The sequence below is a fragment of the Pseudomonas sp. 10(2024) genome (assembly GCF_045164175.1).
Lineage (GTDB): Bacteria > Pseudomonadota > Gammaproteobacteria > Pseudomonadales > Pseudomonadaceae > Aquipseudomonas > Aquipseudomonas alloputida.
In genome coordinates this window covers 5,635,088-5,661,210 of sequence record NZ_CP174006.1, presented here as the reverse complement: position 1 = coordinate 5,661,210, position 26,123 = coordinate 5,635,088, and the positions used below count along the sequence as shown (strand labels likewise).

22 protein-coding genes are annotated in these 26,123 nt (G+C 60.5%); 16 read left to right on the top strand and 6 right to left on the bottom strand.

Annotation, left to right across the window (positions count from 1 at the left end; translation table 11 throughout):
• Window positions 1–4: 4 nt before the first annotated feature.
• From potA to ACI7M0_RS25535, 4 genes are all read left to right on the top strand, one after another.
• Window positions 5–1,147 carry a polyamine ABC transporter ATP-binding protein gene (gene potA, locus ACI7M0_RS25550; protein WP_104962763.1) on the top strand — a complete coding sequence of 381 codons (1,143 nt, stop codon included), beginning with the start codon at window positions 5–7 and terminating at the stop codon, window positions 1,145–1,147.
• The gene (locus tag ACI7M0_RS25545) at window positions 1,144–2,064 is read left to right on the top strand and encodes an ABC transporter permease subunit (protein WP_003253736.1); all 921 of its coding nucleotides are present in this window, start codon (window positions 1,144–1,146) and stop codon (window positions 2,062–2,064) included. The genes potA and ACI7M0_RS25545 overlap by 4 nt, the downstream gene beginning before the upstream one ends.
• Window positions 2,061–2,954 (top strand): ABC transporter permease subunit, encoded by an 894-nt coding sequence (locus ACI7M0_RS25540; protein ID WP_129933963.1) that lies wholly within the window; start codon window positions 2,061–2,063, stop codon window positions 2,952–2,954. The genes ACI7M0_RS25545 and ACI7M0_RS25540 overlap by 4 nt, the downstream gene beginning before the upstream one ends.
• A 585-nt stretch (window positions 2,955–3,539) precedes the next feature.
• A protein-coding gene (locus ACI7M0_RS25535) for an IS3 family transposase (RefSeq protein ID WP_256658304.1) occupies window positions 3,540–4,909 on the top strand; the annotation gives its coding sequence in 2 pieces (ribosomal slippage) (window positions 3,540–4,019 and window positions 4,022–4,909; 1,368 coding nt in all).
• Between the two features lie 77 nt (window positions 4,910–4,986).
• On the opposite strand, the gene ACI7M0_RS25530 is transcribed toward ACI7M0_RS25535, so the two are convergent.
• The 3 genes from ACI7M0_RS25530 to ACI7M0_RS25520 form a co-directional block, all read right to left on the bottom strand.
• A complete protein-coding gene (locus tag ACI7M0_RS25530; protein ID WP_129932843.1) occupies window positions 4,987–5,442 on the bottom strand; it encodes an REP-associated tyrosine transposase in 456 nt (151 codons plus the stop codon).
• A gap of 304 nt (window positions 5,443–5,746) precedes the next feature.
• Complete coding sequence (locus ACI7M0_RS25525) at window positions 5,747–6,511, bottom strand: RHS repeat-associated core domain-containing protein (protein WP_129932844.1); 765 nt, start codon at window positions 6,509–6,511, stop codon at window positions 5,747–5,749.
• 387 nt (window positions 6,512–6,898) lie between these two features.
• A complete protein-coding gene (locus tag ACI7M0_RS25520) occupies window positions 6,899–7,798 on the bottom strand; it encodes an RHS repeat-associated core domain-containing protein (RefSeq protein WP_129932845.1) in 900 nt (299 codons plus the stop codon).
• 342 nt (window positions 7,799–8,140) lie between these two features.
• Between ACI7M0_RS25520 and ACI7M0_RS25515 the strand changes: the two genes are divergently transcribed.
• The 11 genes from ACI7M0_RS25515 to ACI7M0_RS25465 all read left to right on the top strand — a co-directional run bounded on the left by ACI7M0_RS25515 (window position 8,141) and on the right by ACI7M0_RS25465 (window position 20,346).
• Complete coding sequence (locus ACI7M0_RS25515) at window positions 8,141–9,229, top strand: efflux RND transporter periplasmic adaptor subunit (RefSeq protein WP_104962760.1); 1,089 nt, start codon at window positions 8,141–8,143, stop codon at window positions 9,227–9,229.
• A complete protein-coding gene (locus tag ACI7M0_RS25510) occupies window positions 9,226–10,293 on the top strand; it encodes an efflux RND transporter periplasmic adaptor subunit (protein ID WP_020192410.1) in 1,068 nt (355 codons plus the stop codon). The genes ACI7M0_RS25515 and ACI7M0_RS25510 overlap by 4 nt, the downstream gene beginning before the upstream one ends.
• Complete coding sequence (locus tag ACI7M0_RS25505; protein ID WP_104962759.1) at window positions 10,290–13,343, top strand: efflux RND transporter permease subunit; 3,054 nt, start codon at window positions 10,290–10,292, stop codon at window positions 13,341–13,343. Before ACI7M0_RS25510 ends, ACI7M0_RS25505 begins: the two co-directional genes overlap by 4 nt.
• 234 nt (window positions 13,344–13,577) lie before the next feature.
• Window positions 13,578–13,760: a sulfur starvation response protein OscA gene (oscA, locus tag ACI7M0_RS25500; protein ID WP_003248957.1), complete on the top strand. Its 183-nt coding sequence runs from the start codon at window positions 13,578–13,580 to the stop codon at window positions 13,758–13,760.
• A gap of 51 nt (window positions 13,761–13,811) precedes the next feature.
• Entirely contained in the window at window positions 13,812–14,819 is a 1,008-nt protein-coding gene (locus tag ACI7M0_RS25495) for a sulfate ABC transporter substrate-binding protein (RefSeq protein ID WP_129932847.1), read from the top strand.
• Between the two features lie 183 nt (window positions 14,820–15,002).
• Window positions 15,003–15,821, top strand: coding sequence for a sulfate ABC transporter permease subunit CysT (gene cysT, locus ACI7M0_RS25490; protein WP_003248961.1), 819 nt, complete (start codon window positions 15,003–15,005; stop codon window positions 15,819–15,821).
• Between the two features lie 11 nt (window positions 15,822–15,832).
• Window positions 15,833–16,705: a sulfate ABC transporter permease subunit CysW gene (gene cysW, locus ACI7M0_RS25485; protein ID WP_010955698.1), complete on the top strand. Its 873-nt coding sequence runs from the start codon at window positions 15,833–15,835 to the stop codon at window positions 16,703–16,705.
• Between the two features lie 3 nt (window positions 16,706–16,708).
• Entirely contained in the window at window positions 16,709–17,698 is a 990-nt protein-coding gene (locus tag ACI7M0_RS25480; RefSeq protein ID WP_003248965.1) for a sulfate/molybdate ABC transporter ATP-binding protein, read from the top strand.
• 210 nt (window positions 17,699–17,908) lie between these two features.
• Complete coding sequence (locus ACI7M0_RS25475; RefSeq protein WP_129932848.1) at window positions 17,909–18,490, top strand: alpha/beta hydrolase; 582 nt, start codon at window positions 17,909–17,911, stop codon at window positions 18,488–18,490.
• A gap of 64 nt (window positions 18,491–18,554) precedes the next feature.
• On the top strand, window positions 18,555–19,385 hold the full coding sequence (locus ACI7M0_RS25470; RefSeq protein WP_129932849.1) for a sigma 54-interacting transcriptional regulator: 831 nt from the start codon (window positions 18,555–18,557) through the stop codon (window positions 19,383–19,385).
• 175 nt (window positions 19,386–19,560) lie between these two features.
• A complete protein-coding gene (locus ACI7M0_RS25465) occupies window positions 19,561–20,346 on the top strand; it encodes a MetQ/NlpA family ABC transporter substrate-binding protein (protein ID WP_019439108.1) in 786 nt (261 codons plus the stop codon).
• Window positions 20,347–20,555: 209 nt separating this feature from the next.
• Here the strand turns inward: ACI7M0_RS25465 and ACI7M0_RS25460 are convergent, their stop codons facing one another.
• Window positions 20,556–22,922: a penicillin acylase family protein gene (locus ACI7M0_RS25460; protein ID WP_129932850.1), complete on the bottom strand. Its 2,367-nt coding sequence runs from the start codon at window positions 22,920–22,922 to the stop codon at window positions 20,556–20,558.
• Window positions 22,923–23,008: 86 nt separating this feature from the next.
• Between ACI7M0_RS25460 and ACI7M0_RS25455 the strand changes: the two genes are divergently transcribed.
• Window positions 23,009–23,560 carry a sugar O-acetyltransferase gene (locus tag ACI7M0_RS25455; RefSeq protein WP_129932851.1) on the top strand — a complete coding sequence of 184 codons (552 nt, stop codon included), beginning with the start codon at window positions 23,009–23,011 and terminating at the stop codon, window positions 23,558–23,560.
• A 38-nt stretch (window positions 23,561–23,598) separates the two neighbouring features.
• Here the strand turns inward: ACI7M0_RS25455 and ACI7M0_RS25450 are convergent, their stop codons facing one another.
• Window positions 23,599–23,874: a bacteriocin immunity protein gene (locus ACI7M0_RS25450; protein ID WP_129932852.1), complete on the bottom strand. Its 276-nt coding sequence runs from the start codon at window positions 23,872–23,874 to the stop codon at window positions 23,599–23,601.
• Window positions 23,871–26,057 (bottom strand): S-type pyocin domain-containing protein, encoded by a 2,187-nt coding sequence (locus ACI7M0_RS25445; protein ID WP_129932853.1) that lies wholly within the window; start codon window positions 26,055–26,057, stop codon window positions 23,871–23,873. Before ACI7M0_RS25445 ends, ACI7M0_RS25450 begins: the two co-directional genes overlap by 4 nt.
• Window positions 26,058–26,123 lie beyond the last annotated feature (66 nt).

Below are 26,123 nucleotides of genomic sequence, written 5' to 3'. Positions count from 1 at the left end.
ACTCATGGCAGTTGCCTCCGGTGCCTATAAAAAAGCCCTCGAGGGTGACCAGCAACCCAAGCAGGTGCTGGTCAAGATCGACCGGGTCACGAAAAAGTTCGACGAAACGGTAGCCGTGGACGATGTGTCCCTGGAAATTCGCAAGGGTGAGATATTCGCCTTGCTGGGTGGCTCCGGTTCCGGCAAGTCTACCTTGCTGCGCATGCTGGCCGGCTTCGAGCGCCCATCCGAAGGTCGGATCTTCCTCGATGGCGTCGACATTACCGACATGCCGCCCTACGAGCGGCCGATCAATATGATGTTCCAGTCCTACGCGCTGTTCCCGCACATGACCGTGGCGCAGAACATCGCCTTCGGCCTGCAGCAGGACAAGCTGCCCAAGGCCGAGATCGATGCCCGCGTGGCCGAGATGCTCAAGCTGGTGCACATGACCCAGTACGCCAAGCGCAAGCCGCACCAGTTGTCGGGCGGCCAGCGTCAGCGTGTGGCGTTGGCCCGCTCGTTGGCCAAGCGGCCCAAACTGCTGCTGCTCGACGAGCCGATGGGGGCACTGGACAAGAAACTGCGTTCGCAGATGCAGCTGGAGCTGGTCGAGATCATCGAGCGCGTGGGGGTAACCTGCGTGATGGTGACCCACGACCAGGAAGAGGCCATGACCATGGCCCAGCGCATCGCCATCATGCACCTGGGCTGGATCGCCCAGATCGGTTCGCCAGTGGACATCTACGAGACACCTACCAGCCGCCTGGTGTGCGAGTTCATCGGTAACGTCAACCTGTTCGAAGGTGACGTGGTCGACGACGCCGAAGGCTACGCGATCATTGCCAGCCCGGAGCTGGAGCGCAAGATCTACGTGGGCCACGGCATCACCACCTCGGTGGAAGACAAGCACATCACCTACGCCCTGCGTCCGGAAAAGATGCTGGTCACCACCCAGCAGCCAACCTGCGAGCACAACTGGTCGCGCGGCAAGATCCACGACATCGCCTACCTGGGCGGCCACTCGGTGTTCTATGTGGAGCTGCCGAGCGGCAAGGTCGTCCAGTCGTTCGTTGCCAACGCCGAGCGCCAAGGTACCCGTCCTACCTGGGGCGATGAAGTGTACGTATGGTGGGAAGACGACAGCGGCGTGGTACTGCGGTCATGAAACTGCGCAAGCTCAAGCGAGCCTTCCAGCGTCTGGTCCCGGAGGGGCGGCACTTGGTGATCGGCGTGCCGTTCATCTGGCTGTTCCTGTTCTTCATGCTGCCGTTCTTCATCGTCCTGAAGATCAGTTTTGCCGAAGCTGACGTGGCAATTCCGCCGTATACCGAGATCTACACCTACGTCGAAGACAAGATCCAGCTGGTCCTCAACCTGGCCAACTACGGGCTGTTGACCGAGGATGAGCTGTACCTCTCGGCCTATCTGGGTTCGTTGAAGATGGCGTTCTTCAGCACCCTGCTGTGCCTGCTGATCGGCTTCCCGATGGCCTACGCCATTGCCAACGCCAAGAAGGAGACCCAGACGGTCCTGCTGTTGCTGATCATGATGCCAACCTGGACCGCGATCCTGATCCGCGTCTATGCCTGGATGGGTATTCTCAGCAACAACGGCCTGCTCAACGGTTTCCTCCTGTGGACCGGCTTGATCGACCAGCCATTGCAGATCCTCAACACCAACCTGGCGGTATACATCGGCGTGGTCTATTCGTACCTGCCATTCATGATCCTGCCGCTGTTCGCCAACCTGGTGAAGCATGATCCGAGCCTGCTCGAAGCTGCCTCCGACCTGGGTTCGAGCACCTTCAACAGCTTCTGGAAGATCACGGTACCGTTGTCGAAAAACGGCATCATCGCCGGCTGCATGCTGGTGTTCATCCCGGTGGTGGGCGAGTTCGTGATCCCGGAACTGCTCGGCGGCCCGGAAACCCTGATGATCGGTAAAGTGCTGTGGCAGGAGTTCTTCAACAACCGTGACTGGCCGGTGGCATCCGCCCTGGCGGTGGTGATGCTGGCGATCCTGATCGTGCCGATCCTGCTGTTCAACCGTAGCCAGGCCAAAGAGATGGAGGGCCGCGCATGAAACGCTTCAGTTTCTCCAAGCTGATGCTGGTGCTCGGCTTGCTGTTCATCTACTTGCCGATGCTGATCCTTGTGATCTACTCGTTCAACGCCTCCAAGCTGGTGACGGTGTGGGGCGGCTGGTCGATCAAATGGTACGTCGGCCTGCTCGACAACTCCCAGCTGATGGGTTCGGTGATGCGCTCGCTGGAAATCGCTTGCTACACGGCGGTGGCAGCGGTGGCGCTGGGTACCCTGGCGGCCTTCGTGCTGACCCGCGTCACCCGCTTCAAGGGCCGCACGCTGTTCGGTGGCCTGGTCACTGCGCCGCTGGTAATGCCCGAAGTGATCACCGGTCTGTCGCTGTTGCTGCTGTTCGTTGCCATGGCGCAGATGATCGGCTGGCCGCAGGAGCGTGGTGTCGTCACCATCTGGATCGCCCATACAACGTTCTGTGCGGCGTATGTGGCGGTGGTGGTGTCGGCTCGCCTGCGTGAACTGGACCTGTCGATCGAGGAAGCGGCGATGGACCTGGGTGCCAAGCCGTGGAAGGTGTTCTTCCTGATCACCATCCCGATGATCGCGCCATCGCTGGCGGCGGGCGGCATGATGTCGTTCGCCCTGTCGCTGGACGACCTGGTCTTGGCCAGCTTCGTCTCCGGGCCTGGCTCGACCACCTTGCCGATGGAAGTGTTCTCGGCGGTGCGCCTGGGTGTGAAGCCTGAGATCAACGCCGTGGCCAGCCTGATCTTGCTGTCGGTATCGCTGGTGACCTTCTTCGTCTGGTACTTCAGCCGCCAGGCCGAAGAGCGTCGTCGCAAGGCGATTCAGCAGGCGATCGAAGAGGGTGCTGCAGCCAACGCTTCGCAGCCGCAGGTCAAGCGCCCGGCGCAGGTGGCTGCGTCGGCCTGACCGGGCCCTTTCGCGGGCACGCCCGCTCCCACAGGGACCTCACAGCCTTCAGGGTTGTGCTGAGCCCTGTGGGGCAGGGGCATCACGATCTTCAGGGTTGTGGTGAGCCCTGTGGGGTAGGGGTGTCATAGCTTTCAGGATTGTGGTGAGCCGTGTGGGGTAGGGGTGTCATAGCTTTCAGGGTTGTGGTGAGCCCTGTGGGGCAGGGGTATCACAGCCTTCAGGGTTGTGCTGAGCCCTGTGGGGTAGGGGTATCACAGCCTTCAGGGTTGTGCTGAGCCCTGTGGGGCAGGGGTATCACAGCCTTCAGGGTTGTGCTGAGCCCTGTGAGGCAGGGGTATCACAGCCTTCAGGGTTGTGCTGAGCCCTGTGGGGTAGGGGTATCACAGCCTTCAGGGTTGTGCTGAGCCCTGTGGGGCAGGGGTATCACAGCCTTCAGGGTTGTGCTGAGCCCTGTGGGGCAGGGGTGTCACAGCCTTCAGGGTTGTGCTGAGCCCTGTGGGGCAGGGGTATCACAGCCTTCAGGGTTGTGGGGAGTGGACTGCACCCCAGATGTTGGACATCCGTCCATCTTCTGGGGTTTTTATGAGCAAATATTCAAAGCAGTTCAAGCTGTCTGCTATCCAAGCGTTTCTTGATCGCGGGCGGGGCTTTCGCCATATCGCCGCGCAGTTCCAGATCGATCCGACCCTGCTTCGCCGCTGGGTCGAGGCCTATCGCGTGCACGGTGAGGCCAGTCTTAACAAACCAGGCGGCCACTACAGCGTCGAATTCAAACTCGGCGTTATCCACCGCAAGCTGCGCGACAACCTCTCGTTACGGGCCACGGCAGCACTTTTTAATCTCGGCAACTCGACACTGGTTCGCAGGTGGCAAGAACAGTATTACAGTGGCGGGAGTCAGTCCCTGTCCAACCGTAAAGAGATGCTGGTTACCGCGATGCGCAAAGCTCCACGCAAGCCTGTAGAAACTGCTTCCAAGCCCATTGAGGAACTCACCCGCGCGGAGTTGCTCGAGAGGTTGGCCATGCTTGAAGTGGAGAACGCTTACCTAAAAAAGCTCGAGGAGTTAGACGAGGAGAAGGCGAGGCTGAAGATAGCCAGGAAAAAACCCGGCTAGTGGCGGCGCTGCGTAAGCGCTACTCGCTTACCCGACTGCTCAAGGTGGCTGGCCTGCCCCGCAGTACTTACTACTACCAGCTTGGCGTGCTCGCGGCCGGGGATCAGTGTGCCTCGCTCAAGGCGGCAATCCAGGAGATCAGCCACCGGCACCGAGGCCGTTATGGTTATCGTCGGATCACCTCTACGCTACGCAGCGAAGGACAAATGGTTAACAGTAAAAAAGTACGCCGCCTAATGGTTGAGCTGGACCTCAAATGCACCGTACGCCTCAAGAAGTACAAATCTTATCGGGGACTAATGGGTGAAGCAGCACCGAACATCCTCAAGCGCGATTTCAAAGCCGAACAGCCCAACCAGAAATGGGTGACGGACGTCACCGAGTTCAAAGTGGCTGGGGAAAAGCTCTACCTCTCGCCGGTGATGGACCTGTACAACGGTGAGATCGTTGCGTACCACACCGCCACCCGGCCACGCTTCACACTGGTAGGTGAGATGCTGGAGGCGGCGATTAATCGACTTCCAGCGGGTAGCAATCCGCTTCTGCACTCAGATCAAGGCTGGCACTACCGGTATCCCGACTACTGCAAACGGTTGAAAGAGGCAGGTCTTGAGCAAAGCATGTCACGTAAGGGCAATTGCCTAGACAACGCTGCGATGGAGAGCTTTTTTGGGACGCTCAAGTCGGAATACTTCTACCGCGAACGCTTCGAGAATGTTGCAGAGCTTAAGGCGGGCCTGGATGAATACATCCACTACTACAACCATGACCGGATAAAAATGAAACTGAACGGCCTGAGCCCTGTGGCCTACAGGGTTCAGGCTGAGATAGGCTAACGCCGAGTATCCAACATTTGGGGCGCAGTCCAGAGCCCTGTGGGAGCGGGCATGCCCGCGAAGGCTCCAGCACCGATTCAAAGCCATACCGCATCCCAATGTGGATAGTCCCTGATACTTCTGACCAATCCAGCCCTCAAGGGATTGGCAACAATGTACCGGGCTACATGAACCACACTCTCTTCCCGCCGCAGCGCATGGTCCTGGTAACCCGGTTGCCATATCGGCTTGTGCCCGACACCGGCCTTGCGCAAGGCAATCGCTGTGCGTGATTTGAACTTGCGCATCAACGTTCCCAATGTCACTTCTTTCAGCTCAATCAGCCAATGCAGATGGTCCGGCATCACTACCCAGGCCAACGATCGGCAGTCCTGAATGTCATCTGAGACCCGAAGGTGTTTGACCACCAAACGGGCATGGTGGAAGTCGCGGAACAATGGTTTGCGTTGATGCGTGATGGTGGTCAGCATGTAGAGCCTGCCGGGCTCGGAGAAGCGCCCACGGCGCAATCGGTGGGATTCGGCTAACGGCATTTTGATCTTCCTTGAATGTGAACCTCCCTGTGAAAGGTAGCGGTTGGAGCGGGGATGGCCGATGCCTGATGGTTTCTGGATATGGCAGATACTGATACATGGCTGTGGAGGCCTCTTCGCGGGCACGCCCGCTCCCACAGGTACCGCGCAAGTCTCAGATAGTGCGCTCTCTCTGGGGGGAGCGGGCGTGCCCGCGAAGAGGCCCTGAAGGTGTATGACTTTCATGAACTCACGTCGCTGCGTTGCGAGTAGTGGCGACGAGATACTACTTTCCTTTAGCCGCAGGGCTATCTTTGAGTACGCTTCACAGCCTGACGCGGAGAACGGTAGACAGCAAATTACGTTCTAATTCATCGAGAGTGGTTCTGTAGATTTCTTTCAAGGCAGTGCGTAGGCGCCTGGCTTCACCGAAATTTTGAATGAAATCCTTGACTATTGGCGAATCTGAAGGAAGGTGCCGAACGTTCTGAGCTTTGAAGTCGTTGTGCTGATTTGCAGTGCGAATATAACCTCTTAAAGAAATGCGAGTGCTGTCAGGAAGCCTAGCGATTGCTTGAGGGGCTACGTTAATGTATTCGGGAGCTCGTCGTGAGGGTAGTATGCTATGTGAAGATTCATGGAGTTGTTGTTTGGATGGTGGCGTAGCTGATAGCGTAGCTGGGCTCTCATCTGAATTGAAGATTTTAGCGCTCGAGTTTCCCCAGCGAAGCTGTTTTTGCACATAGTCAGGTCTGGATTTCAATGTCCAGTTTGTATCGAGTGTTATTGTCTTGGGGCGAAGTAATAGGGGTGAGCGGCCTGTTGGGTCGGATAGATTTATGGGGTCATTTAAGCAATAGGTATATGAGTTGATACCGCCAAGCGAAAAAGGACTCAAGCTATCGCTGGAGTGGAAACGAAAAATTCTGGGGTTGTATGTTCGGGCGCCAAGACCAAGAAAGTATAAGCCCACTGTGCTGTGTAGAAATTCGCCGTGAAACTGTAAAGAGTTGGTAGGGTTACGGGGCGTCTTTGAGTGCCCGTAGGGGGTGAATGTATGGTTTCGATTGATATCGCTCAGCTTCGTCATTATTAGGTCCTCCTTTACAGGTTGACTCTCTACTTTTCTGGCCGTTTGGCAACTATTAGAAATATCAGGTCTCAGCGAGTGCTTTTGTGAATTAGCTGCGCTTTTCCTGCTGCTTGGATGCGGCTAAAAACATTCAGGTTCATGACGTTCAATGAACCCTGATCTACGCTTTCCCTCGCATCCCACGATTCATTTGTGCGAGGCCCGCACCGGCTGTGAAAATGTCGGAATGATCCCCCGCCAGTGATGTTTATCGAACCCTGAACTACGCTCACAGTCGCATCCCCGCTGCGGGCTGGCTGCGCAAGCAAGAAGCAAGCGCTCGAGCCAGCTCACGGCTTAGGCCTGATATCGCGCCTGTTAAGTGGATTTACCTCAGTTTCGATTTTATGGTCCGGAGCCCCTTACGGTCCTGAGTTTAACTGAGACTGTCTCGAGGTTTGTATCAACAGAGGCCTCAGTCAAGATTGGCTGAAGCGCTCGCGCAGCGTCTTGGCGAGTTGGTGGAGATGTTGTCTCAATATTAGCGTAAGCTGGTGGGTATTCGTAATCTGGTGGGGGGTCGTAAGCTGGAGGTAACTCGCTACGTGTAGACATACGGCTAGAGTTAAGGCCAGGGCGAGGGGCTGAGGGTGCTCTGGCAGAGATAATGCGCGCTCTTCGTATAGCAAATGGCACAGCCCCCATGATCAGTAGGCTTACTCCGGAAAGTAATCCTCCAGCCAGTTGTAGTTTTTTGGACTTTTTAAACATCCCAGCGATCGTCAAACCGGCTCCAACAACCCCGGTGGCGATTGCGGTATATTGCCCCACCCTAATGATGGCGAAACTTAAGTGTCCTGTGGGATCAACGCGATTTACCGGGTCACCCGCACAATACATATAAGCGTTCAACCCACCTTTCCCGAATGGACTAAGATTATCTGGGCTGTAGAACCTCTCGATCGTGGGGTTATACAGACGATAGCCATTACCCAGTGCATAGCAGCCTGTTGCCGAGTCCAGCGACTCGCCGTTGAATGCCAAGGGGATGTTCGATTCGCTACGAGCGGGGCGGTGGCCATAAGGGCTGTAGGGATACTCCTTCATCACGGCATGCCCTAACTCGGTCATGACGGTGTCAGTATTGTTAACGCCCATGAGTAAGTGACCTTCGTCAGCAGCTGAGGCGCGTTGCGCTAAAAGACCACCCGCATGCCGGAGCACCGAATGTGTCAGAGCGTCTTTGACTTCGGTAGAAACATGGCTGTTCTGATAGAAGCGCAGTGTTTGTTTTGCAGCGGCCATGCGGTCTCCTGGGATTCGGAATAGCAGAGAGCTACCTGATTATTGCTCGCACAGGTGAAAACATCAGTTTGAATACAGTGTGCAGTGGCGGGGAGTGCCCGGCTACTGGTAGAAATGTCAGGTCATCAGTAAGCCATCGTGCTGACTCCGAGCTCCATTGCATGCCTCGGATTTTTTCCTTTCTGAGGCGGCTGCTCCGGCTCGGCGCGGCCCTTTCGCTATGAACCCGCCGGGGCCGGCAACAAAAATGCCAGCGTGGCCCCGTCAGTGATGTTTATCGAACCCTGAACTACGCTCACAGTCGCATCCCACAAATCATTTGTGCACAAGCAAGGAGCCAGCATGGCGTTGATGCGTCCGCTGTCGGTCGTCTGCCTGGGGCTGTTGTACATGCTCACCGGCTGTAGCAAGGAAGAGGTCCCCGAGACACTGCCTCGGGTGGGTGTGCAGCAGGTACAACCCACCGATTTCGCTGCCAGGGTCACTTTGACCGGCGACGTGCAGGCGCGGGTGCAGACCGATTTGTCATTCCGCGTCGGCGGCAAGATCATTTCGCGTAGCGTCGACGTGGGCGATCACGTCAAGGCCAACCAGGTGCTCGCCCGGCTTGACCCGAAAGACCTGCAGAACAATGTCGACTCGGCCAAGGCCGAGGTATTCGCCGCGCAGGCGCGGGTCACCCAGACCAGTGCGGCCTTCGTGCGCCAGCAAAAACTGCTGCCCAAGGGCTACACCAGCCAGAGCGAGTACGATGCTGCCGAGGCCGCGCTGCGCAGCAATCAGAGCGCACTCAAGGCCGCCCAGGCGCAACTGGCCAATGCCAACGAGCAACTCAGCTACACCGCACTGGTCTCCGAGGCCGCCGGGGTGATCACCGAGCGTCAGGCCGAGGTTGGCCAGGTGGTGCAGGCGACCATGCCGATCTTCAGCCTGGCCGTCGATGGCGACCGCGATGCGGTGTTCAACGTCTACGAGTCGCTGCTGGTGGCGCCGCCCAGCGATGCCGGGGTAGTCGTGAGCCTGCTGGACGATCCCAAGGTCCAGGCCCGTGGCTTCGTGCGCGAAATAACCCCCACCGTGTCGGCGCAAAGCGGCACCGTGCAGGTCAAGGTAGGGCTCAAGGACGTGCCGCCCGGGATGCAGTTGGGGGCACCGGTTACTGCCACCACCAACGCCCAGGGCCGGCCCAGCATCGAGCTGCCATGGTCGGCACTGACCAAGGCCTTGCATGAGCCTGCCGTGTGGGTGGTGGGCGAGGGCGACAAGGTGGAACTGCGCAAGGTCGAAATCCGCCGTTACCTCACCGGCAAGATCGTGGTCGCCAGCGGCCTGAAAGGCGGCGAGACCGTAGTGGTCAACGGTGGCCAGTTGCTGCACCCCGGCATGCAGGTACAGAAGGTCGATGCCAAGGGCCCGGGGGGTGAGCTATGAAGCGTCTGTTGCTGATGCTCTCGGCCGCTGTGCTGCTGGTCGGTTGCAGTAGCGAAGAAGAGGCACCCGAGGCGATCCGGCCCGTGCTGTCGGTCAAGGTCGAACCTCAGGTGCAGTCGCAGCTGGGCCGCTTCGCCGGCAGTATCCAGGCGCGCTTCGAAAGCACCTTGGGCTTCCGGGTTTCCGGGCGCATTGCCCGGCGGTGGCTGGACGTGGGCGCCCAGGTGAAGCCGGGCGACACCTTGGCCACCCTGGACCCGACCGACCAGCAGAACCAGTTGCGCGCCGCCGAAGGCGATCTGGCCAAGGTGCAGGCACAGTGGATCAACGCCCAGGCCGATGCCCGTCGCCAGCAGCAGTTGTATGACCGTGGGGTAGGCGCCCAGGCACAGCTGGATATCGCCCAGACCAACCTGAAAACCACCAGTGCGGCGTTGGAGCAGGCGCGCTCCGCCGTCAGCCAGGCCCGTGACCAGCTCGACTACAGCACCCTGCGTGCAGACCACGCTGCCGTGATTACCGCGTGGCAGGCCGAAGCCGGGCAAACCGTTACCGCCGGGCAAGCCGTGGTGACCCTGGCCCGGCCGGACGTGAAGGAGGCGGTAATCGACCTGCCGATCGGCCTGGCCGAGCAGTTGAGCAAAGGCCTGACCTTCACCGTTGCCTCGCAACTGGACCCGACCATCAACACCACGGCCAGCCTGCGTGAACTGGAGCCCCAGGCTGATGCTACCACCCGTACCCGCCGCGCTCGCCTGACCCTGGCCAGCACACCGGCGGCCTTTCACCTCGGCACCGCCATCAGTGTGACCCTTAGCTCGGAAGTGTCCCCGCGCAGCGAACTGCCCTTGAGTGCCTTGCTCGAGCGCGATGGCAAGACCCAGGTGTGGGTGATCGATACGCAGAACAAGACCGTGGCCACCCGTGACGTGGCGCTGATCGACCGCACCGCTGACAGCATCGTGCTGAGCGCCGGTGTGCAGCCCGGTGAGCGTGTGGTCACCGCCGGCGTCAACAGCCTCAAGCCTGGCCAGAAGGTCACCTTCGACGAGGATGCGCAATGAAAGGAAGCTTCAACCTGTCCGACTGGGCACTCAAGCATCAATCGTTCGTCTGGTACCTGATGTTCGTTAGCCTGTTGATGGGGATTTTTTCCTACTTCAACCTGGGCCGCGAGGAAGACCCGTCGTTCACCATCAAGACCATGGTCATCCAGACCCGGTGGCCCGGTGCGACCCAGGACGAAACCCTGTACCAGGTTACCGACCGCATCGAGAAGAAGCTCGAAGAACTCGACTCGCTCGACTACACCAAAAGCTACACCCGCCCCGGCGAATCCACGGTCTACGTGTACCTTCGCGATACCACCAAGGCCAAGGACATTCCGGATATCTGGTATCAGGTGCGCAAGAAAATCCAGGATATTCGTGGCGAATTTCCCGCCGGTATCCAGGGGCCGGGCTTCAACGACGAATTCGGTGATGTATTCGGCTCGATCTATGCCTTTACCGCTGACGGCCTGACCCTGCGCCAACTGCGGGACTACGTGGAACAGGCACGGGCCGAGGTCCGCGATGTACCCAACATCGGCAAGATCGAGCTGGTCGGCACCCAGGACGAAGTGCTGTACCTGAACTTCTCCACCCGCAAGCTGGCAGCCCTGGGCATTGATCAGCGCCAGGTGATGCAGGCACTTCAAGCGCAGAACGCGGTAACGCCGGCCGGCATGATCGAGGCCGGCCCGGAGCGTATCTCGGTGCGTACGTCCGGGCAGTTTGCCTCGGAAAAAGACCTGCAAACCGTCAACTTGAGGATCAACGACCGCTTCTTCCGCCTGGCTGATATCGCCGACATCGAGCGCGGCTACGTCGACCCGCCTTCGCCAATGTTCCGTTACAACGGCCAGACAGCCATTGGCCTCGCCATCGGCATGAAGGCCGGCGGTAACATCCAGGTGTTCGGTGCGGCGTTGAAAAAGCGCATGGACCAGGTGGTCCAGGACCTGCCGGTGGGTGTCGGTGTACACACCGTTTCTGACCAGGCCGTGGTGGTCAAGCAGGCGGTAGGCGGTTTCACCAGCGCGCTGTTCGAGGCGGTGGTGATCGTGCTGGCCGTGAGCTTTGTCAGTCTTGGCGTGCGCGCCGGGCTGGTGGTGGCCTGCTCGATCCCACTGGTGCTGGCCATGGTGTTCGTGTTCATGGAGTACAGCGGCATCACCATGCAGCGGATTTCGCTGGGTGCGCTGATCATTGCACTAGGCCTGCTGGTGGACGATGCGATGATTACCGTGGAGGTGATGGTCACGCGGCTGGAAATGGGGGAAAGCAAGGAGCAGGCGGCGACGTTCGCCTACACCTCCACAGCCTTCCCCATGCTTACCGGCACCTTGGTGACCGTGGCCGGGTTCGTGCCTATCGGCCTCAACGCCAGCTCTGCGGGTGAATACACCTTCACCCTGTTCGCGGTGATTGCCGTGGCCCTGATCGTGTCGTGGGTGGTGGCTGTATTCTTCGCGCCGGTGCTTGGCGTGCATATTCTCAAAGGCGACAAGCTCAAGGCTCACGAGGCTGAGCCTGGTCGGGTCGGGCGGGCATTTGAAGGTGGGTTGCTGTGGTGCATGCGCAACCGCTGGTTGACCATCATCGGCACCGTGGTGCTGTTCGCCCTGGCGATCTTCTGCATGCGTTTTGTGCAGAACCAGTTCTTCCCGTCCTCGGACCGCCCGGAAATTCTCGTCGACCTCAACCTGCCGCAGAACGCTTCGATCGAGGAGACGCGCAAGGTGGTCGACCGTTTCGAGGCGCGGATCAAGGACGACCCGGACCTGGTGCACTGGAGTACCTACATCGGCCAGGGCGCGATCCGCTTCTACCTGCCTCTCGATCAGCAGTTGCAGAACCCTTACTACGCGCAGCTGGTGATTGTCAGCAAGGGCTTTGAAGAGCGTGAGGCCATGATGGACCGCCTGCAGAAGATCCTGCACGAAGAGTTCGTCGGCGTCGGCACCAACGTGCAATCGCTGGAGATGGGCCCGCCGGTGGGCCGGCCGATTCAGTACCGGGTCAGCGGTGCCGACATCGACCAGGTGCGCAAACACGCTATCGAGCTGGCCACCTTGCTCGACCAGAACGAGCACATCGGCGAGATGATCTACGACTGGAACGAGCCGGGTAAGGTGCTGCGCGTGGAGATTGCCCAGGACAAGGCACGCCAGTTGGGGCTGTCGTCCGAAGATGTTGCCAATGTGATGAACAGCATCGTAAGTGGCGTGCAGATCACCCAGGTCAACGACAATATCTACCTGGTCGATGTGGTCGCCCGCGCCGAAGACAGCGAGCGTGGCTCGCCTGATACCCTGCAGAACCTGCAAATTCTTACCCCTAACGGCACGTCAATCCCGCTGCTGTCGTTCGCCACCGTGCGCTACGAACTGGAACAGCCGCTGGTGTGGCGCCGCGACCGCAAGCCGACCATCACCATCAAGGCCTCGGTCAATGGCGAGATCCAGCCCACTGACCTGGTGGCCCAGCTGAAGCCGAAGATCGACGAATTCGCCAGCAAGTTGCCGGTAGGCTTCGAAGTGGCTACCGGCGGTACGGTGGAGGAGAGTGCCAAGGCGCAAGGGCCGATCCGCAAGGTTATCCCGTTGATGCTGTTCCTGATGGCGACCTTCCTGATGATCCAGCTGCACAGCGTGCAGAAGCTGTTTCTGGTGGTCAGCGTGGCGCCGCTGGGGCTGATCGGGGTGGTGCTGGCGCTGGTGCCTACGGGGACGCCGATGGGCTTTGTGGCGATCCTCGGCATCCTCGCGCTGGCGGGTATCATCATTCGTAACTCGGTGATTCTGGTGACCCAGATAGACGAGTTCGAAGCCCAGGGCTTGTCGCCGTGGGATGCGGTGGTGGAGGCCACCAACCACCGGCGCCGGCCGATCCTGCTGACCGCGGCGGCGGCGAGCCTGGGCATGATCCCGATTGCACGCGAGGTGTTCTGGGGCCCCATGGCCTACGCAATGATTGGCGGGATCATCGTGGCGACCTTGCTGACGCTGCTGTTCCTGCCGGCGCTGTATGTGGCCTGGTACAAGATCCGCGAGCCGCAGAAACACTCCTGAAGGCCCCTATGGCCCCCTGTAGGAGCGGGTTTACCCGCGAATGCGATGGTGCATCGACCACCGCATTCGCGGGTAAACCCGCTCCTACAAGGGCATGTGTGCTTTTGAATGGTTATATAAAAATTCTTAAACAGTATTTTTAAGAATAACCCCGCCTCACTACTATTGCCCTCAAGCCAGGCGCACACCCCCTTCAAACCTCTGCCCGGCGCCCTCACTCCAAGGAGAACGAGCATGAGTGCATCTCTGCGTAGCATCGACGGTCAGGACGAAGCCACCATCTTGCGTGAAATCCAGAGCGCCCTGCGCGACCTGCGTTTCGGTGCGGTGGAGATCACCGTGCACAACGCTCAGGTCGTACAGATCGAGCGCAAGGAGAAGTTCCGCCTGCAACAGCCCGGCAACAAGCCCGGCTGATCGGCGCCACAACATCCAAAACTAGAAAAAATGCCAATCGGGAGCTTCACCATGTCCATCCGCCGTTATGCGCTCGCCGCCCTGGCCAGTGCTGTTTTTGCCGGTTCCGCCATCGCCAAGGACTACGAACTGCTCAACGTGTCCTATGACCCGACCCGTGAGCTGTACCAGCAGTACAACGCCGAGTTCATCAAACACTGGCAACAGGCCCACCCGGGTGACAAGGTGAAAATCCAGCAATCCCATGGGGGGTCGGGCAAGCAGGCCCGTGCGGTGATCGACGGCCTGCGCGCCGACGTGGTGACCCTGGCCCTGGCCGGTGACATCGACGAAGTGGCCAAACTTGGCAAGACCCTGCCCGAGAACTGGCAGACCCGCCTGCCTGACGCCAGCACTCCGTACACCTCGACCATCGTGTTCCTGGTGCGCAAGGGCAACCCGAAAGGCATCAAGGACTGGGGCGACCTGATCAAGAAGGACGTGTCGGTCATCACCCCGAACCCGAAAACCTCCGGCGGTGCGCGCTGGAACTTCCTCGCAGCGTGGGCGTACGGCCTGAAGGCCGGCGGTAGCGAAGAGAAGGCCAAGGCCTATGTGCAGGAGCTGTTCAAGCATGTACCGGTGTTGGATACCGGCGCCCGTGGTTCGACCATCACCTTCGTCAACAATGGCCAGGGCGACGTGTTGCTGGCCTGGGAAAACGAGGCCTTCCTGGCCCTGAAGGAAGACGGGGGTGCCGACAAGTTCGACATCGTCGTGCCGTCGCTGTCGATCCTGGCCGAGCCGCCAGTGGCCGTGGTCGACAAGAACGCCGAGAAGAAGGGCAATACCGAGATTGCCACCGAATACCTCAAGCACCTGTACAGCTCGGCCGGGCAGAAGATTGCCGCCGAGAACTTCTACCGCCCGCGTGACGAGAAAGTCGCTGCGGAGTTCGGCAAGCAGTTCCCGAAACTGGACCTGGTGACCATCGACAAGGACTTTGGTGGGTGGAAGACTGCACAACCGAAATTCTTCAATGATGGCGGTGTGTTCGACCAGATCTATCAGGCACAGTAAGCGCCAAAGGAAAGCGGGGCCGCGTGCGGCCCATTCGCGGCACAAGGTCGCTTCCACAAGGAATCATGATCTCCTGTGGAGCGGCCTTGTGTCGCGAATGGGCTGCCAAGCAGCCCCAGGATTCAAAAGCTTGCACAGGCCCGGGAGTGTTTCCGGGCTGAGTGCGTTCAACCAGGGATATTTATGTCGCGTCGTATCTCCCCCGTCATACCCGGCTTCGGGCTGACGCTGGGCTACACCTTGGTGTACCTCAGCCTGATCGTGCTGATACCGCTGGCGGCCATGTTCATCCATGCCTCGCAGCTGACCTTCGAGCAGTTCTGGACCATCATCAGTGCGCCGCGGGTGATCGCTGCGCTCAAGCTGAGCTTCGGCACCGCCCTGTTCGCCGCCATCATCAACGGTGTGATCGGTACCCTGCTGGCCTGGGTGCTGGTGCGTTACACCTTCCCCGGGCGCAAGATCATCGATGCGATGATCGACCTGCCGTTTGCCTTGCCCACCGCGGTTGCCGGTATCGCCCTGACGGCCCTGTACGCGCCGCAGGGCTGGGTCGGCCAGTTCGCCACCGACCTTGGCTTCAAGATCGCCTACACCCCGCTGGGCATCACCCTGGCACTGACCTTCGTGACCTTGCCGTTCGTGGTGCGCACGGTGCAGCCGGTGCTGGCCGACATCCCACGTGAAGTGGAAGAGGCCGCGGCCTGCCTGGGGGCCAAGCCACTGCAGGTGTTCCGCCACATCCTGGCGCCGGCCCTGTTGCCGGCATGGCTCACCGGCTTTGCCCTGGCCTTCGCCCGTGGCGTGGGCGAGTATGGTTCGGTGATCTTCATTGCCGGCAACATGCCGATGAAGACCGAGATCCTGCCGCTGCTGATCATGGTCAAGCTCGACCAGTACGACTACACCGGCGCGACCGCCATCGGCGTGTTGATGCTGGTGGTTTCCTTCATCCTGCTGCTGCTGATCAACCTGCTGCAGCGCCGCATCGAAACCCCTTGAAGGAGGCCGGCATGTCCAGTTCATCCCTGAGTGCAAGTGCCGCAGCCAACGCCGCCCGCCGTGGCAGCGCCACCTCACGGCGTATCCTGATCGGCCTTGGCTGGCTGGTGTTCGCCCTGTTCCTGCTGCTGCCGCTGGTGATCGTGGTATCGCAGGCGCTGAAGAACGGTTTTGGCACCTTCTTCGAGGCGATATTCGAACCCGATGCGTTGTCGGCGTTGAAGCTGACCCTGCTCGCCGTGGTTATCTCGGTGCCGCTGAACCTGGTATTTGGCGTAAGCGCTGCCTGGTGCGTGAGCAAGTACACCTTCCGTGGCAAGAGTATCCTGGTCACCCTGATCGACCTGCCGTTCTCGGTGTCGCCCGTGATCGCCGGCCTGGTCTACGTGCTGATGTTCGGCGCGCAAGGCCTGCTCGGGCCGTGGCTGCAGGACCACGATATCCAGATCGTGTTCGCCCTGCCGGGCATTGTCCTGGCGACCATTTTCGTGACCGTGCCGTTCGTGGCCCGTGAGCTGATCCCGCTGATGCAGGAGCAAGGCACGCAAGAGGAGGAGGCTGCACGGCTGCTCGGTGCCAACGGCTGGCAGATGTTCTGGCACGTGACCCTGCCGAACATCAAATGGGGCCTGATTTACGGCGTGGTGCTGTGTACCGCGCGGGCCATGGGCGAGTTTGGCGCGGTGTCGGTGGTGTCGGGCCACATCCGTGGCGTGACCAACACCTTGCCGCTGCATGTGGAGATCCTATACAACGAGTACAACCACGTCGCGGCCTTCAGCGTGGCCAGCCTGTTGCTGATCCTGGCGCTCTTCATCCTGCTGCTCAAGCAGTGGAGCGAGAACCGTATTAACCGCCTGCGCCACAGCGCCGCGGAGGAATGATTCATGTCGATCGAAGTTCGTAACGTCAGCAAGCGCTTCAACAGCTTCCAGGCCCTGAACGCTATCAACCTGGACATCAACAGCGGCGAGCTGGTGGCTTTGCTCGGCCCGTCCGGCTGCGGCAAGACCACCCTGCTGCGCATCATTGCCGGCCTGGAAACCCCGGACCAGGGCAACATCGTGTTCCATGGCGAGGACGTTTCCGGCCATGATGTGCGTGACCGTAACGTCGGGTTCGTGTTCCAGCACTACGCGCTGTTCCGCCACATGAGCGTGTTCGACAACGTTGCCTTCGGCCTGCGCATGAAGCCCAAGGGCGAGCGCCCGAGCGAGAGCAAGATTGCCGAGAAGGTGCATGAGCTGCTGAACATGGTGCAACTGGACTGGCTGTCCGACCGCTACCCCGAGCAGCTTTCCGGTGGCCAGCGTCAGCGTATCGCCCTGGCCCGCGCCCTGGCGGTGGAGCCGAAGGTGCTGCTGCTGGACGAGCCATTCGGTGCGCTGGATGCCAAGGTGCGCAAGGAGCTGCGTCGCTGGCTGGCGCGGCTGCACGAGGATATCAACCTGACGTCGGTGTTCGTTACCCACGACCAGGAAGAAGCCATGGAAGTAGCCGACCGCATCGTGGTGATGAACAAAGGCGTGATCGAGCAGATCGGCTCGCCAGGTGAGGTGTACGATCAGCCGGCCAACGATTTCGTCTACCACTTCCTCGGTGACTCCAACCGCCTGGCCTTGAGCGAAGGGCATCACGTGCTGTTTCGCCCGCACGAGGTGTCGCTGTCGCGGCACGAGACCGAAGGGCACCATGCGGCCGAGGTGCGCGACATTCGGCCGTTGGGCGCAACCACGCGGGTGACCTTGAAGGTGGAAGGGCAGAGTGAGCTGATCGAGGCCGAAGTGGTGAAAGACCATGACAGCCTGACCGGGTTGGCGCGGGGAGAGACGTTGTTCTTCCGGCCGAAGGTGTGGCAGAAGGTGGCGGATATCTAAGTCGCACAAGGCAAAGAGAGCCCGGGCATGGTCCCGGGTTTTTCTTGCCTGAACGCGTGACAGGGCAGCTTTACAGCCTTTCTCAAGCGAGTGGCTGTAGCCTGCTTGTTATGCAATATGGGTATTAATAAATATCTTCTTATTCCTTTACGAATATTTCGCCCTCCCTATACTTGTCTCCAAGCACGCAAACTTACTGGAGGCGTCCCCATGCGCAATGAGTCGATTCGCTACCTGATTGTGCCGGGTTGGCAAGGATCGCCAGACAACCATTGGCAGAGTCACTGGCAGCGCACCCTGCCCAACAGTGCACGGGTTGAACAGCAAGACTGGCTCACCCCGCAGCGGCAGGACTGGGTGCACGCGCTGGAGCAGGCGATTGCCGCCGAGCGCTCGCCGGTGATCCTGATTGCCCACAGCCTTGGTTGCATCACTGTCGCCCATTGGACAGCGCAGGCAAGCTCGGCCTTGCTACGGCAGGTGCGTGGTGCACTGCTGGTGGCGCCGGCAGATGTCGAACGGCCCACGTGCGCACCCGTGCTGCGCAATTTTGCGCCGATCCCTACCGAGGTGCTGCCATTCCCTAGCCAGGTTGTCAGCTCGGACAACGACCCAGCCGTGAACGTGCCACGGGCGCTGTACCTGGCCCAGGCATGGGGCGCCGAAGCGGGTTTGCTGAGCAATGCCGGGCACATCAACGTCAAGTCCGGTCATGAGCGCTGGGAACAAGGCTTCGCCTACCTGTATCGCTTGCAGAGCCGGATCGAGCAGCGCGCACTGCGCCGCGCCTGATCGGCCTTACTGTTCACCCTTTGCCTGACGCCTGGCCATTACGGGCCTGGGGCGGGAGTTCGTCATGACTTTTCAAAACCCGTTCGGCCAGCCGCTGTTGACCTTCCCCGAGCTGGACAAGAGCCCGCTGAGCATTCGTGCCAAGGCGCTGGTGTTTATCGACCCGCGCTCGCAGCAGCTGCGTGAGGACCTTGAGCGCCTGGCGCCACAACCTTTGCCGGTGCTGATCCGTGGCGAAACCGGCACCGGCAAGGAGCTGCTGGCCCGGCAGATCCACCGTACCAGCGACCGTGGAGGGTTGTTCGTGTCCGTCAACTGCGCGGCCATCAGCCCCACCTACGCCGATGCCGAGCTGTTTGGCTATAGCGCCGGCAGCCATGGCGGTACGGCCAGCAGCCGCGCCGGCTGGTTCGGTACGGCCAGCGGCGGCACCTTGTACCTGGACGAGATTGCCGACTTGCCGTTGGCCATCCAGGGCAAGCTGCTGGCGGCCCTGGAAAACCGCGAGGTCACTCGGGTGGGCGCGCAGCAGCCACAGCCGGTGGATGTGCGTCTGGTAGCCGCCACCAGCATCGACCTGGCCCGTGTGGTGCGTGCAGGGCGCTTCAACGAGCGCCTGTACCAGTATTTGCGGGAGGGCGCGCTGGAACTGCCGCCGCTGCGCGAGCGGCCCGGCGATATCCTGCCGCTGGCCGAATACTTCGCGGGTATCTACAGCGTGCGCCTGCAGCGGCCTGTGCCCTTGGTGAGCGAGGCGGCGCAGCGGGTTCTGGAGGGGCATTTCTGGCCCGGCAATACCCGCGAACTGGAGAACGTCATCCACTTTGCCTTGCTGGTCAATGGCGGCGAAGAGATCCTGCCCGAAGACCTCGACCTGCCTGACCCCGCGCGTTAGATATCGCTCCTGGGTAAAGAGGCTGATGCCATTCTGTTTTTGGAATAAGCAGCTAAGTAAAAGATATTGTTGCGGAATAAAAAATTTGGGTATCGTCCGCCTCACGCCCACTGGTGAACCGGTTGGGCACCCGATTCGCCATCGTCGATGGCCCAGATTCAGAACAAGGACCACCATGAAGAAGACCCTGCTGACCACTGCCCTGGCTGCTGCCCTGTCGTTCTCCGGCCTGGCCGCTGCTGCCGAGAAACTGGTGGTTGCCGCTACCCCGGTACCGCACGCCGAAATCCTCGAATTGATCAAGCCGACACTGGCAAAAGAAGGCGTGGACCTTCAGATCAAGGTCTTCACCGATTACGTGCAGCCGAACGTGCAGGTGGACCAGAAGCGTCTGGACGCCAACTACTTCCAGACCCTGCCGTACCTGCAGAACTTCAACGAAGGCAAGGGCACCCACCTGGAAACCGTGGTGGGTGTACACGTAGAGCCCTTCGGTGGCTACTCGAAGAAGGTCAAGGCCCTGAGCGAGCTGAAAGAAGGCGCAACCGTTGCCATCCCTAACGAGGGCAGCAACAGCGGCCGTGCGCTGCTGCTGCTGCAGAAGGCCGGCCTGATTACCTTGAAAGACCCGAAGAATGCCCTGGCCACCCCCAAGGATATCGCCGAGAACCCGAAGAAGCTGAAGTTCCGCGAGCTTGAGTCGGCCATGCTGCCCCGTGTGCTGGACCAGGTCGACCTGGACATGATCAACACCAACTACGCCCTGGAAGCTGGCCTGAACCCGGCTAAAGATGCCCTGGTGATCGAAGGTGCCGACTCGCCTTACGTGAACTTCCTGGTGGCCCGCCCGGACAACAAGGACAGCGAAGCCATCCAGAAACTGGCCAAGGCCCTGACCAGCCCTGAAGTGAAGGAATTCATTGCCAAGAAGTACCAGGGTGCGGTGCTGCCGGCGTTCTGATGCGCTTGCTTCACCTTGCATGACCCAACGCCGACACCTTTGTGTCGGCGTTTTCATTGCTGGGATCTCTGAAAGCTGGCGCGATCCCTGTGGGAGCGGGTTTACCCGCGAAGAATCCAACGCGGTGCATGGCACCGGCTGCGCCGGTGTTCGCGGCTAAAGCCCCACAGTGCTCGCGCAAACTTTTGGGTTTTGAGCAAGGCAGCCCCTTACGGCCCTGGCACCAATCGCAAGGTACTCTGCGCCGGTATTACCCCCATCTGTGCCTTCTGATACTGCCCCTGCACATACCCTTCGGCCTGGTCCGCGTAATGGCGGTCATACGGCACGCCACTCTGCCCAACCGGGTTGCTGGTCAGCGCCTGCCCGGCATCGACAAAGTCGATCAGCCGCCGCGTCGACGGCCCGTACGTCACCGGCCATGGCGCCGGGCCGATCTTCGCCGAGAGGTTGTTCGGCACTTCATGGGTACCGGGTGCGGCGAATGGCCCAACGTTGAACAGCAGGTTCAGCGGCTTTTTCACCCCAAGCGGATGGTTGTGGGTCAGGGTATGGGCCTTGCCCCATTGCCAGCTGGCTGGATCCTTGCCGAGGGTGTCGCGCAAGTGGCCAAGGCTCTTCTGCCAGGCTTCGCGCACGATCGAGCTGCGGTCAGTGCGCTGGTTGGCGCCGCGGGTGTTCCACCAGGGCGACTCGGCATCGGCGGCCAGGCGCGGCAGCGCGGCATCGATGGCACGGGTGCTGATCAGCACCGGGAACCAGGTATCGCCCAATTCGTCATGCAACGCGGCATAGGCCAGCTCGTAGAGGAACTGGTTGAACAGCGTGGCGCTGGTTGAGTCCAGTGGATAGTCGCCGCGCCAGGCTGCCAGCTGCTCGACCAGTTCCTTTTCCTCGTCACCCTGGGCGATCTGACGCAACGTCGCTAGCAGCGGTGCCAAGGTGCGCGGGCCGTAATCGCTGGCCGTATCGAGTTGCAGCGCCTGGCTGTTCTGCATGTCCCATTTCACCTCCGGGTTGGCCAGCTGGCGATCGAGCTGGTGGCCGCGGTCGGCGAGGTTGTAGTAGCCGGGTATCGGCACCACGGCGGGTGGCTGGTAGTTGGCCGAGACGATATAACCGCTGGCCGGATTCTCCTGTTGCGGGTTGACGCTGAAGGGGTAAAAGCCGGGTTTGTCGGCCTGGCTGCTGGCGCCGTCGAGGATGAACGCCGGGTTCACACCGTCCGGGCGAATCGGCAGTTTCGCCGCCGCCCACCAGCCGATATCGCCACGGGCATTGGCCCAGACGAAGTTCAGCCCCGGCGCCTGCACCTTGGCAGCCGCTTCGCGCATCTTGCCCAGGGTGTCGGCGCGATTGAGCTGGTAGAAGCCTTCGAGGATCGGGTTCTCGGTTTCGAGGAACGCCCACCACATGGCAATCGGTGTGGCCCCTGCCGTGGCGCCGAGGACTTCGTTGACGATTGGCCCGTGGGGTGAGCGGCGCAGGTTGATGGTGACCGGTTGCTCGCCTTTGATTGCAATCTGCTGCTCGGTCTTTTCCAGTGTGCGCCACTGGCCATCGACCATGACCTGGTCAGCGTTGGCAGGGTTGGTCTTTTCTGCGATCAGGTCGACGTCATCGTTCTGGAACATGGTCAGGCTCCAGCCGAAGTCACGGTTGTGGCCGAGCAGAGCGAACGGGTTAAGTGCCTGAAAATAGCCGTAGAGGTTGAAGCCGGGCGCTGACAGCTCGGCCTCGTACCACACCGCAGGTACGGCAAAGCTGATGTGCGGGTCGCCAGCCAGCAACGGCTTGCCACTGCGGGTGCGGCTACCCGCGACCGCCCAGGCGTTGCTGCCTTCGAACTGCGGGATGCCGGCATCGCCCAGCGCCTCATCGCTTAAGCGCGCAAGTGTTTCCAGGCTTTGCCAGTCGGCAGCGGCCAGTGGCGTGCCCAGTGCGCCCTCGGGTTGCCAGCCAAGGTCGAATATTTTCAGGTAGTCAGGCCCCAGCTGGTCGCGGATGTAGGTCAGAGCAGGCTCGGTGCGGAACGCGGCGGCAAAACTGTAGGCCAGGTAGCCGGCGATGCTCAGCGTGTCCTCGGCGGTGAACGGGCGCGGGGTGATGCCGAGCAGGTCGAATTCCGTGGGCTTGGGGTGGCTGGCCTGCCAACTGTTGACCCCGTCGAGGTAGGCTTGCAGGGCCTGCCATGCCGGCGCCTGCGGATCCTGCCGCTTGGCCATCAGCGCGGCCTGCTCGCGTATGCGCAGGCTACGGAACAGGGTGTCGGTGGGCAGCAGCTTGTCGCCGAGCACTTCGGCCAGCTCGCCACGGGCCAGGCGGCGCATGATCTCCATCTGGAACAATCGGTCCTGGGCATGCACGTAGCCCAGTGCGCGGTAAAGGTCCGGCTCGCTCTGTGCCTGCAGGTGTGGCACACCGCGTGCGTCGTAGCGCACGCTGACCGGCGCTTGCAGGCCGGCAACGGCGACCTCGCCCTCGCGCTGCGGCAGCTTGCCCTGAACGTACCAGTACCCGGAGGCGCCAGCGGCCACGGTGACTACCACCGCCAGCAGGGTCAGGCTGCGCTTCATTCAGACTCCTTGTGCATTCAAACGAAAAATGTGGTCCGATCATCGGCGGATTCGCGAACAGAGCATAGCCCCAGGAAGGAGTTTCCATGTCCCTCAGCGAAAAACACAAAATGCTCACCGGCCAGCTCTACCACGCTGGCTGCCCTGAACTGCAGGCCGAGCAGATCGCCAACAAGCACTGGATGCATCGCTACAACAACAGTGTCGAACTGCTCAACGACGCACGCCACGGGCTGCTTGTGGAGCACTTTGGCCAGGTTGGCGAAGGCGCGGTGATTCGCCCGCCGTTCTATTGCGACTACGGCTACAACATCAGCGTTGGCCGTAATACTTTCATGAACTTCAACTGCGTGATCCTCGACGTGGTGCCGGTGCGTATCGGCGACGACTGCCAGATCGGTCCCAACGTGCAGATCTATACCGCCGACCATCCGCTCGACCCTGAAGTGCGGCGCAGCGGGCTGGAGAGTGGGCGGCCGGTGACCATCGGCGACAACGTGTGGATTGGCGGTGCGGCGATCATCCTGCCGGGGGTGACCATCGGTGATAACGCCATCGTCGGCGCCGGCAGTGTGGTGACCCGGGATGTGCCCGCGGGCGCGACGGTGGTGGGTAACCCGGCGAGGGTGCGAGGGTGATATGAAAAGCCCTGCGGTGTTGGCCGCAGGGCTTTGGGTCAGGCGGGTTTGAATCCGGGTTTGCCGTTGGCAGCGCGCCATTCTTTTACGCGGTTGACGACGCCTTGGGGGCTGTCATCTGCCCCTTCAGGCGGGTAGTAAATGACGTCCGCTCCGTCTGGGTGCTCAGTTAGTTTTCGGAAACTCGACACTATTGAATCCCGTCGTCGTTCAAGCTCATTGCTGTCGAGGCCATCGAGATTCTGATAGAGCTCTTTGATTAGCATAAGAAACTCAGCTTCTGTGTAATCTTCAAGTCGTTCTTTCAAAATCATTGGTTGCCTGCCTTGTGGTGATCTATGTGTACTCTTGGAGTCATGAATACGAGATTGTCGAAGTCGTAGACAGCGCCTCCCTTCGAGATCTCGATCTTGTGATGAATCTCTAACTTCATCCGTTTGCCAACCCAGTGACTTTCTGGGGCATACGGCGCTTTTCCATGCATCATGTCGTCGATGCTTGGCTGCCTGATGTGCTGTCTTAGAACGTCATCCGCAGCTATCTCTCGCCATATCGCTTCCTTGAGCTTATCGAATCTCGTAAACCGTCGCCCCCTCAGTTTCTCCGCAATTCTTGCAGGAATCGGCGCCCCCGCCGCGGTGGTGGCTGCATCCAGCACCCTGTCCGGTGTGCTAACACCATTCCCACTGGCAACCCCCGGCAAATTGCGCGGGTTGCGCAACATCACATAGATCGGCGCCAGCCCCGAGTCCGCAGGGAAGACGATGACGTAGTCATCAATGTGCAGGTCGGGCAACCCGGGGAATGTGCGGATATCCGGTTCCGGAGGAACGATGATGTTGCCCGGCAGGTGCGTCTGCAGGTCCTCGACAATGGTCGCGCCCGGGATGTAGGTGCCCCTCTCGTCGTCGTACTGGCCCAAGGTCGAGGGCGGTGTTGCGGGGTGCCAAAGCAGCGTGGCACCACCCGGGCCTTCAGCGGTAAAGCGATAGGCGCCGTGAGTGGGATCCCACTGAGCCTGGCGCACACGTACGTCACGCAGCACGCCGCTGCCATCAGTGGCTGCCAGGTACAGCTCGGTCTGGTTGCCTTGCGGGATGGCGTTCATCCGCAGCGGCAGCTCAAGGTTCTGGCCGACCTTGCGGTTTGCCTCCAGGGTCAGGTCCGCACCGGGCGTCATCATGGCCAGCGGGACGGTGACGCCCATGCGCTCGCCATCGCCCAGGCGCGTGGCGTAGAGCATCAGTGACGCATGCCGAATGGCCGTCAGTGCAGCGCCCGTCAGCAGGCGTTGTGCAGTCTTGCCAATTGACTCGGCGAGGCTCTCCCAGATCAGTTCAAATTCGGCCGTGCCACCGCGCGAGGAACTCAATATCACCGGGTGGCGAGTGCTTGCAGTCCAGGCGTTGAAGGTAATCGGGGTATTGCTGGGTGTGTGTCCCGAGAGCGCCGCGAGTACTGCCTGCTCGTCGAAAGCCGCTTGCAGGGCGATGTCCGCCTGGTCTCGCAGCTGCCTCACAGTCGTTGCATCGGTAGATGACGTACTTGCATGCTCGGCCGCTTGAGCTTGCAGGGCGAGCAACTCTGGCCGTCGATCTGCAGAGGTGCCAACTGCTATGACTCGCAGGGCGAAATCGATGCGGTGAGCTTCGACCTCTAACAGGCTATGAAGCCTGCCCCAGGTAGAGTAGGCCTGCACCAGCCGCGCTCGCGCCCTGAGCAGGCCGGAGGTTTCCTGTACCAGTTCGCGGCTGTGCTCCAGTGCCGCTTCCTCGGCAATGTCCTCATGCAGGTGGCGGGTGAAGGCAGTGAGCAAGTCCTGCAGTGCACTGCGCGCTATTTGGAACTCATGGCTGGCAGCAAGGATGCGGACCAGTGCTTGCTCGGTCTGATAGAGCGTTTGATCGATCTTCCGGTTGTTACCTTCTTTGAGTCTGGCTGCGGACAACGCACTTCGAAGTCGATGCTGGCGCTGTATCAACTCGCTGCTTTGCTGCTCTAGCAACTTGGCCTCGAACGCGGCCCGGTAGGATGCGAGCCACGCGGTGCGTGGATCTGCTGGCCCGTTGGGGGCGCGGGTGACAGCCAGGAACTCCTGAAAGGAGCGATGCTCCGGGGCTTTGCCATAGAAGCTGTTGGCTTGTTGGCGGGCAGCTTCCAGGCGTTGCCCAAGCTGCGTCTGAAGCTGGCTGATCGCCGCGATTCTTCGCTCGATTGCCTGGACCTCGCTCAGGCCGGCCAGTGAGCCGGCTTGAGCGAGAATGGCCTGGTCGAGATCCTGGTCAAGTGCGGCCTGGCGCTGCTCATGGGCTTGCTTGACCTGCCGCTTGTCGTTTTCGATCTGTGGAATCAGATCGATGACGAGGCTGCCTGGACGGAAGCTGGATACCAGCTGATAAGGTATGCGGTTGTGGCCCCAGAAAACGCCAGGGACGAAGATCGGGCGCGTGCCGTGGACATGGCTATCGGGCAGCTCGGTGAAGCCTTGTGGTGACATACAGTTTCTCCATTGATCTGTATGTCGCTACGGTAAAAATCCTCCCATGGGTCGAAGCTGTAGATA